General features: G+C 74.1%; 1 protein-coding gene. It reads left to right on the plus strand.

What is annotated here, in order from left to right; translation table 11 throughout:
* Nucleotides 1-33: 33 nt before the first annotated feature.
* Entirely contained in the window at nucleotides 34-10,413 is a 10,380-nt protein-coding gene (locus ACMTAK_RS32180; RefSeq protein WP_413809411.1) for a type I polyketide synthase, read from the plus strand.
* Nucleotides 10,414-10,433 lie beyond the last annotated feature (20 nt).

Here is a 10,433-nt window from a genome sequence, read left to right on the forward strand (position 1 = left end):
TCAATTCAACTGACCTCAGGAGGTGACGTTTCCGTGGCTAGCGCGAACGAAGAGAAGCTTCTCGACAATCTGAAGTGGATGACCACTGAGCTGCGCCGGGCCCGTCGCCGCCTGACCGAGGTGGAGGCGGACGCGCAGGAACCGATCGCCATTGTGGCGATGAGCTGCCGTTTCCCCGGCGGTGTCGGTTCGCCCGAGGATTTGTGGCAACTGGTCGCGGAGGGCGGCGACGCCATTTCGGGATTCCCCGCCGACCGTGGCTGGGACATCGAGGGACTGGCCGATCCCGACCCCGACCGCAAGGGCACCTTCTACAACAGCGGCGGTGGATTCCTCGACGGCGCCGCCGAATTCGACCCCGGATTCTTCGGCATTTCGCCGCGCGAGGCCCTTGCCATGGACCCGCAGCAGCGGCTGCTGCTGGAAACGTCCTGGGAGGCGTTCGAGCGCGCGGGGATCGATCCGACGTCCGTCAAGGGCAGCCGCACCGGCGTGTACGTGGGCGCCTCGGCCATGGGCTACGGCTCCGACGTCCAGGGCGCGCCGGAGGAGTTGGAGGGCCTGCTGCTCACCGGCGGCGCCACCAGCGTGCTGTCCGGCCGTATCGCCTACACCTTCGGCCTCGAGGGCCCGGCCGCCACGATCGACACCGCGTGCTCTTCGTCGCTGGTCGCGCTGCACTGGGCGGCCCAGGCGCTGCGGCAGCGCGAATGCTCGCTGGCCCTCGTCGGCGGCGTCACCGTGATGCCCAACCCCGATGTCTTCGTGGAGTTCAGCCGCCAGCGCGGCCTCGCCCCCGACGGCCGCTGCAAGTCCTTCGCCGCGTCGGCGGACGGCACCGGCTGGTCCGAGGGCGTCGGCGTGCTGCTGGTCGAGCGGCTGTCGGACGCGCGCCGACACGGCCACCAGGTGCTGGCCGTGGTGCGCGGCAGCGCGGTGAACCAGGACGGCGCGTCAAACGGTCTGACGGCGCCGAACGGCCCGTCCCAGCGGCGTGTCATCCGCCACGCCCTGGAGAACGCCCGGCTGTCCGCCGCCGAGATCGACGTCGTCGAGGCGCATGGCACGGGCACCACGCTGGGCGACCCCATCGAGGCGCAGGCGCTGCTGGCCACCTACGGCCAGGAGCGGCCCGAGGGGCGGCCGCTGTGGCTGGGCTCGCTCAAGTCCAACCTGGGCCACGCCCAGGCGGCGGCGGGCGTCGCGGGCGTCATCAAGATGGTCATGGCGATACGCCACGGCCTCATGCCCAAGACCCTCCACGTCGATGAGCCGTCGCCGACCGTCGACTGGACGGCGGGCCAGGTCTCCCTGCTGACCGAGGCCCGGCCCTGGGACGAGACCGGCAGGCCGCGCCGGGCCGGTATCTCGGCCTTCGGCGTGAGCGGCACCAACGCCCACACCATCCTGGAGCAGGCCCCCGAGCCGGAGGCCGAGGAGTCGTCGGCCACGGACGGGGACGCCACCCCGGCCGCGAACGCGGCGCCGGTCACCGCCACCGTGCTGCCGTGGCTCCTCTCCGCCAGGAACGCGGCGGCGCTGCGCGACAACGCCCGGCGCCTCGCCGCCCACCTCGACCGTGAACCCGCCCTCGGCGCCGCCGATGTGGGCCACTCGCTGGCCACCGGCCGGGCGGCCCTGGAGCGCCGCGCGGTGCTCGTGGGCGAGGACCGCGCCGGGCTGGCGGCGGGCCTGGAGGCGCTGGCGCGGGGGGAGTCCGGGCCGGGGCTGGTCGAGGGCACGGTCGTCGAGGGCGGGACGGCGTTTCTGTTCACGGGGCAGGGGAGTCAGCGGCTGGGGATGGGGCGTGAGTTGTACGACGCCTATCCGGTGTTCGCGGAGGCTTTGGACGCGGTGTGTGCGGAGCTGGATCCGCGTCTTGAGCGGCCTTTGAAGGATGTCCTGTTCGGGGACGATGCCGAGGTGCTGGATCGGACGGGGTTCACTCAGCCCGCGTTGTTCGCGGTTGAGGTGGCGTTGTTCCGGCTGGTGTCGGAGGCGTGGGGGTTGCGGCCCGATTTCCTCTCCGGGCATTCGATCGGTGAGTTGGCCGCCGCGCATGTGGCGGGTGTGTTGTCGCTGGCGGATGCGGCGAAGTTGGTGGCGGCGCGTGGGCGGTTGATGCAGGAGCTTGCCGAAGGTGGCGCGATGATCGCGGTGCAGGCGTCGGAGGACGAGGTGACGCCGCTGCTGGATGAGCGGGTGTCGATTGCCGCGCTCAACGGGCCGTCGTCGGTGGTCATCGCGGGTGATGAGGACGCGGCTGTCGCGATCGCGTCGGGTTTCGAGGCGCGGGGTCGTAAGACCAAGCGGCTCACTGTGAGCCATGCGTTCCACTCGCCGCGTATGGACGGGATGCTGGGCGCGTTCCGCGAGGTGGCCGAGGGGCTGACCTACGAGGCTCCGAAGATTCCGATCGTGTCGAATCTGACCGGTGGCGTGGTGTCCGCCGAGGAGATCACGACTCCCGACTTCTGGGTGCGCCACGTCCGTGAGGCCGTCCGCTTCCTCGACGGTGTGCGCACCCTCGAGGCCAAGGGCGTGACGACGTTCATCGAGCTGGGTCCGGACGGTGTGCTCACCGCGATGGCGCAGGACTGCCTGACCCGCGATGACGCCACTCTGGTGTCCGCGCTGCGCAAGGACCGCCCCGAGGCCGAGGCGCTGACCACGGCCGTCGCTCGCGCCCATGTGCGCGGTGTGGCGGTGGACTGGGCCGGATACTTCGCCGGTAGGGGCGCCCACCACGTCGATCTGCCGACGTATGCCTTCCAGCATGAGCGGTTCTGGCTGGAGCCGGGTGCGGCGTCCGTGGGCGATATGGCGTCCGTGGGCCTGGAGTTGGCGGGGCATCCGCTGCTGGGCGCCGCCGTGCCGCTGGCGGAGACCGATGGGCTGGTGTTCACGGGACGGCTGGGTGTGGATACGCATCCGTGGCTGGCCGACCATGTGGTGCGGGGCGCGGTGGTGCTGCCCGGCACGGCGTTCGTGGAGCTTGCCGTCCGGGCCGGTGACCAGGTCGGCTGTGACCTGCTCGACGAGCTGACCCTGCATGCCCCGCTGGTGCTGCCGGAACGCGGCGGCGTCCGGCTTCAGCTCACCGTCGGCGCGCCCGATGGCGCCGGACGGCGTTCGCTGACCGTGCTGTCCCGCGCGGAAGACGCGCCGGCCGAGGAGCCGTGGACGCGACACGCCGACGGTGTGCTCGCCACGGGCGCCCCCCGGCCGTCGTTCGCGCTGACCGCGTGGCCGCCGCAGGGCGCCGAGGCGGCCCGTACCGAGGAGCTGTACGCGGCGCTCGCGGACGGCGGGCTGCGGTACGGCCCGGTGTTCCAGGGGCTCACGGCCGCGTGGCGGCGCGGGGACGAACTCTTCGCCGAGGTCCGGCTGGACGAGTCCACCGCGCCGGACGCGCAGGCGTATGGCCTGCACCCGGCGCTGCTCGACTCGGCGCTGCACGCGCTCGGCCTGGACGGCATGGGCGACGGCGACGGCCAGGGGCGGCTGCCGTTCGCCTGGAGCGGCGTGTCGCTGTACGCGAGCGGCGCCCCGGCGCTGCGGGTACGGCTGGAGCCGCGTGGCGCGGACGGTGTCCGGCTGGAGATCGCGGACGCGGCCGGTGCGCCGGTCGCCGCCGTGGACTCGCTGGTCCTGCGCGCCGTGTCGGCGGAGCAGGTGCGGGCCGCGCGGGCGGCGTACCACGAGTCGCTGTTCCGCGTGGAGTGGACCGGACTCCCGGCCGGGGCGGGCGCCGGCGCGCCCGGCGGCGGTCGCTGGGCGGTGCTGGGCACGGATGCGTTCGGGTTGGATGCCACGGCATACGCGGACCTCGCGGAGCTGGGCGAGGCCGTCGATTCCGGAACGGCGCTGCCGGAGTACGTGGTGGTGGCATCTCCAGTCCGTCCGGCGCTTGAGGACCGGGGTCCGGGGCGGAGCCCCGATGGGGTTCAAGGGGCGGAGCCCCTCCACGCGGCGGAGCCGCATATCGATGCTGCGGGAAGGGGCGGGGTGGGGGAAAGCCCCTCGCCCGCCCCCACGGCGCATCAGGCCACCACCCAGGTGCTGGGGCTGCTCCAGCAGTGGCTGGCCGACGACCGCTTCACGGACTCACGCCTGGTCCTGCTGACCTCGGGAGCCGTGGCCACCGAGGCCAGTGAGCCGGTGGCGGACCTCGCGGGCGCCGCCGTCCATGGTCTGCTGCGTACGGCGCAGGCCGAGAACCCGGACCGCTTCGTCCTCCTGGACATCGACGGCCAGGACGCGTCGCTCGCGGCGCTTCCGGCCGCGCTGGCGGCGGGCGAGGAGCAACTGGCCGTCCGTGCGGGCGTGGCCCGTATCCCGAGGCTGGCCAGGGTGCCGGTCGCGGAACAGACGGGCACCGAGAACACCTTCGACCCCGAGGGCACGGTGCTGGTGACCGGCGCGTCCGGTTCGCTGGGCGGGCTGGTGGCCCGGCATCTGGTGGCCGAGCGTGGCGTACGGCGTCTGCTGTTGGTGAGCCGTCGTGGCGGCGAGGCCCCGGGTGCGGAAGAACTCCGCGCGGAACTGGCCGAGTTGGGCGCCGAGGCGCGCTGGGCGGCGTGTGATGTGGCGGACCGGGACGCGCTCGCCGCGGCCCTCGCCGCCATCCCCGCCGAGCATCCGCTGACCGCCGTCGTCCACACCGCCGGTGTGCTGGACGACGGTGTGATCGGCTCGCTGACGCCTGAGCGCATCACGCACGTCATGCGCCCGAAGGCGGACGCGGCCTGGAACCTCCACGAGCTCACCCGCGAGCTGGGCCTGACCGCCTTCGTGTTGTTCTCCTCCGCCTCGGGCGTGTTCGGCACCCCCGGCCAGGGCAACTACGCTGCCGCCAACGCCTTCCTGGACGCCCTGGCCGCACACCGCCGCGCCGAGGGTCTGCCCGCCCTCTCGTTGGCCTGGGGCCCCTGGGCGGGCGCCGGTATGGCCGGTGGCCTGGACGAGGCAGACATCGGCCGGATGCGGCGGGCCGGGCTGCCGCCGCTGTCGCCGGCGGAGGGCCTGGCGCTCCTGGACGCCGCGCTCACCACGGACGAGGTGGCACCGGTCCCGATGCGCGTGGACGCCGTGGCGCTGCGCGCCCAGGCCGCGGCGGGCGCGCTCGCGCCGCTGCTGCGCGGGCTGGTGCGGGTCCCGGTGCGCCGCGCGGTGGACACCGCCGCGGGCGGCGGTTCCGCGCTGGCGGAACGGCTGGCCGGGCTGAGCGCGGCCGAGCAGGACCGGCTGCTGCTGGACCTGGTCCGTACGCAGGTGGCGGCCGTCCTCGGCTATGCGGGCCCGCAGGCCGTCGAGGAGGGCCGGGCGTTCAAGGACCTGGGCTTCGACTCCCTGACCGCCGTCGAGCTGCGCAACCTGCTGCGCGAGGCCACCGGGCTGCGGCTGCCGCCGACGCTCGTCTTCGACTACCCCACCTCGACCGCTCTGGCGGGCCATCTGCGCGAGGAGATCGTGGGGGACCCGGCCGACGCTGTCGTCCCCGACCGGGTGATCAGCGCGGTGGACCGCGACGACCCGATCGCGATCGTCGCCATGAGCTGCCGCTTCCCCGGCGGGGTGCACTCGCCCGAGGAGCTGTGGCAGCTGCTGGTGGCCGGTGACGACGCCATCACCCCGTTCCCCGCCGACCGCGGCTGGGACCTCGCCACCCTCTACAGCGACGACCCCGACCTCGAGGGCACCAGCTACACCCGCGAGGGCGGCTTCCTGCACGACGTGGCCGACTTCGACGCCTCGTTCTTCGGCATCTCGCCGCGTGAAGCCCTCGCGATGGACCCGCAGCAGCGGCTGCTGCTGGAGACCACCTGGGAGGCGTTCGAGCGGGCCGGGATCGACCCGGCCGCGCTGCGCGGCAGCCGTACCGGCGTCTACATCGGCTCCAACGACCAGGACTACCTGACCCTGTGGCTGAACGAGCCGCAGGGCCTCGAAGGCCACCTCGGCACCGGCAACTCCTCCAGCGTGGCCTCCGGCCGCCTCTCCTACGCCTTCGGGCTGGAAGGCCCGGCGGTCACCATCGACACCGCCTGCTCGTCCTCGGTGGTGGCGCTGCACCTGGCCGCGCAGGCGCTGCGCAACGGCGAATGCACGCTCGCGCTGGCCGGTGCCGTCACGGTCATGTCCACCCCGGGTGCCTTCCTGGAGTTCAGCCGGCAGCGCGGACTGGCCGCCGACGGCCGGATCAAGGCGTTCTCGGCGGACGCTGACGGCACCAACTGGTCCGAGGGCGTGGGCCTGTTCCTGGTGGAGCGGCTCTCCGACGCGCGCAGGAACGGTCACCCGGTGCTCGCCGTCCTGCGCTCCACCGCCATCAACCAGGACGGCGCGTCCAACGGCCTGACGGCGCCCAACGGCCCGTCCCAGCAGCGCGTCATCCGGCAGGCCCTCGCGGGCGCCGGGCTGTCGGCCACGGACATCGACGCCGTGGAGGCCCACGGCACCGGTACCACGCTGGGCGACCCGATCGAGGCGCAGGCGCTGCTCGCCACCTACGGCCAGGACCGGCCCGAGGACCGTCCGCTGTGGCTGGGCTCGGTCAAGTCCAACATCGGCCACACCCAGGCCGTGGCGGGCGCCGCCGGCATCATGAAGATGGTCATGGCGATGCGGCACGGTGTGCTGCCGCGGACCCTGCACGTCAGCGAGCCGACCCCGCACGTCGACTGGACCGCCGGGGATATCGAGCTGCTGACCGAGGCCCGGCCCTGGCCGGAGACCGGCCGTCCGCGCCGCGCGGGCGTGTCGTCGTTCGGCTTCAGCGGCACCAACTCGCACGCCATCATCGAGCAGGCCCCGGCCATGGACGCGGTCCCCCTGCCCGCCCCGGAGCGGTCCCTGCCCGTCCTCGCCTGGCCGGTCTCGGCCCGTACCGAGGACGCGCTACGGGCCCAGGCCGCACGGCTGCGCCCCTCCGCGGGCGCCGCCGGGGCCGACGGTCCGCGCCCGCTCGACCTCGCGTACTCCCTGGCCACTTCGCGTGCCGCCCTGGAACACCGGGCCGTGCTGCTCGGCCGGGACGGCGCCCTCCTCGGCGACCAGCTCGCGGCGCTGGCCGAGGGGCGTGGCGCGGCGGGGCTCGTCGAGGGCTCGGTGTCCGGGGGCAAGGTGGCGTTCCTCTTCACCGGTCAGGGCAGCCAGCGGCCGGGGATGGGGCGTGAGCTGTACGACGCCTACCCGGTGTTCGCGGACGCGCTGGACGAGGTGTGCGCGGAGCTGGACGCGCACCTTGAACGGCCGCTTCACGAGGTTCTGTTCGGGGATGACGCCGAGGCGCTGGACCAGACGGGGTTCACTCAGCCTGCCTTGTTCGCGGTTGAGGTGGCGCTGTTCCGGCTGGTCGAGGCGTGGGGTCTGAAGGCGGACTTCCTGTCCGGCCATTCGATCGGTGAGCTGGCCGCCGCGCATGTGGCGGGCGTGTTCTCGCTGGCCGACGCGGCGAAGCTGGTGACCGCGCGTGGCGGTCTGATGCAGGAGCTTGCCGAGGGTGGCGCGATGATCGCCGTCCAGGCGTCCGAGGACGAGGTGACGCCGCTGCTCAACGAGCGTGTCTCGATCGCCGCGCTCAACGGGCCCACGTCGGTCGTCATCGCGGGCGATGAGGACGCGGCGGCTGAGATCGCGGCCGCGTTCGAGGCCCAGGGCCGTAAGACCAAGCGGCTCACCGTCAGCCACGCCTTTCACTCCCCGCGCATGGACGGCATGTTGGACGCGTTCGGCGAGGTCGCGCAGGGACTCACATACGAATCCCCGCGCATCCCGATCGTGTCCAACCTGACCGGCGAGCTGGTCTCCGCCGAGGAGATCACCAGCCCCGACTTCTGGGTGCGCCACGTCCGCGAGGCGGTGCGTTTCCTCGATGGCGTACGGACGTTGGAAGCCCAGGGCGTCACCACCTACGTCGAGCTGGGCCCCGACGGTGTGCTGACCGCCATGGCCCAGGACTGCGTGGCCGACTCCGAGGCCGACGCCGCCTTCGCCGCCGTGCTGCGCAAGGACCGTCCCGAGGCCGAGACCGTCACCACCGCGCTCGCTCAGGCGTATGTCCGGGGCGCCGAGGTGGACTGGGCCGGGTACTTCGCCGGGACCGGCGCACACCGCGTGGACCTGCCGACCTACGCGTTCCAGCGCCGCCGCTACTGGCCGGACACCGCCCCGGAGGCCGGGGCCCCGGCCGAGGGCGCCGTGGACGCGGTGGACGCGCGGTTCTGGGAGGCCGTGGAGCGCGAGGACTGGGAGTCGCTCGCCGGTGAGCTGCGGGTCGAGGGCGACCAGCCGCTCAGCGCGGTGCTGCCCGCCCTGTCGTCGTGGCGCCGCGCCCAGCGCGAGCGGTCCGCCGCCGACGGCCACCTCTACAACGTGGTGTGGAAGCCGAGCCCGCGGGGCGGCGTGTCGGGCGCCCCGGCCCCCTCCGGCACCTGGCTGACCGTCCTTCCGGCGAGCCACGCCGACGACCCGCGGCTCACCGCCGTGGCCGACGATCTGGCGCGGCGCGGCGCGCGGGTCGTCACGCTGGAACTGGACGCCGTGGACACCGACCCCGCCGCCGTGGCCGACCGCCTCGCCGCGGCGTCGGCCGACGGCCCGGTGGCCGGGGTGCTGTCCCTGCTGGCGCTGGACGAGCGGCCGCACCCGGAGCATCCGGCGGTGCCGGTCGGCCTCGCGCTGACCGGTGCGCTGGCCGAGGCGCTGGCGCGGCGGGGCGACGACGCCCCGGCGCGGCTGTGGTGCGCCACCCGGGGCGCGGTCTCGACCGGCGGCGCCGACCGGCTGGACAGCGCCACCCAGGCCCAGGTCTGGGGCTACGGACGCGTGGTCGCCCTGGAGCAGCCCGAGCGCTGGGGCGGTCTGGTCGATCTGCCGGAGACCGTGGACGAGCGGGCGCTGGACCGGCTCGCGGCCGTGCTCGCCGGGTCGGACGACGAGGACCAGGTGGCGATCCGCGCCACCGGGGTCTTCGTACGCCGTCTCGTCCCGGCCCCGCGCACCGCCGCCACCGCGGCCGCCGAGCCCTGGACGCCGCGCGGCACCGTGCTGGTGACCGGTGGCACGGGCGCCCTGGGGCGGCATGTGGCCCGCTGGCTGGCCGACCACGGCGCGGAGCGGCTGGTGCTGCTCAGCCGCCGAGGCCCCGACGCGCCGGGCGCGGCCGAGATCGTGGCCGAGCTGTCCGGCACCGAGACCGCCGTGACCGTCGAGGCGTGCGATGTGGCCGACCGCCACGCGCTCACCGCGCTGGTGGAGAAGCTGGCGGCCAACGGCACCCCGGTCCGGGCCGTGGTGCACTCGGCCGGGATCTCCCAGGAGCCCGGCACCGGCACCGAACTCCCCGAGTTCGCCCGGATCGTGGCGGCCAAGACGACCGGAGCGGTCCACCTCGACGCGCTCTTCGGCGCGGACGCCGACCCGCTGGACGCCTTCGTGCTCTTCTCCTCGATCGCCGGGGTGTGGGGCAGCGGCGGCCAGGGCGCGTACGCGGCCGGAAACGCGTTCCTCGACGCGCTGGCCGAACAGCGCCGGGCCCGTGGCCTGCCCGCCACCTCCGTGGCCTGGGGCCCGTGGGCGGAGGGCGGCATGGCCGCCGAGGGCGACGCCGAGGAGCAGCTGCGCCGCCGTGGACTGCCGCCCATGGCACCGGAGGTGAACATGGTCGCCTTCCAGCGGGTGCTCTCCCGCGAGGAGACCGCCGTGACGGTGGCCGATGTCGACTGGGAGCGTTTCGCCCCGGCCTTCACCGCCGCCCGCCCCCGCCCGCTGATCGACGATCTGCCGCAGGTGGCCAAGGCCCTGCGCGGCGGCGGCGACGGCGGGCCGGCGGACAAGGCGGCGGCCGGCGGCGCGCCGGGCCTGCGCGAGCGGCTCGCCGGGCTGTCCGCGGCCGAGCGCGAGGACGCGGTGCTGGAGCTGGTCCGCACCCATGTGGCCAGCGCCCTCGGCCACGCGTCCGCCGACGAGGTCGAGGCCGGGCGCGCATTCAACGAGCTGGGCTTCGACTCGCTCACCGCGGTCGAACTGCGCACCCGGCTCGGCGCGGCCACCGGCCTCAAGCTGCCCGCCGGCCTGGTCTACGACTACCCGACACCGGCCGCGCTCGCCGAGCACCTGCTGACCGAGCTGGTCCCGGACGGACCGGGCCACGGCCCCGGCCACGCCCTGCCCGATGTGGACCTCGATCCGCAGGACGCCGAGCTGCGCCGCACCCTGGCCACCATCCCGATGAGCCGGATCCGGGAGGCCGGGCTGCTGGACACGCTGCTCAGGCTGGCCGATCCACAAGTCGCCACTTCCGACCCCAGCCGCGCCGAGGACGAGGCGGAGTCCATCGACGAGATGGACGTCCAGCACCTCATCGACATGGCGCTCGACCTCGACAGCCTCGACGGCAACGATTCCTGACGCGGGCCCAAGCACGGAGT

The sequence above is a fragment of the Streptomyces lacaronensis genome (assembly GCF_047337785.1).
GTDB lineage: Bacteria > Actinomycetota > Actinomycetes > Streptomycetales > Streptomycetaceae > Streptomyces > Streptomyces lycopersici.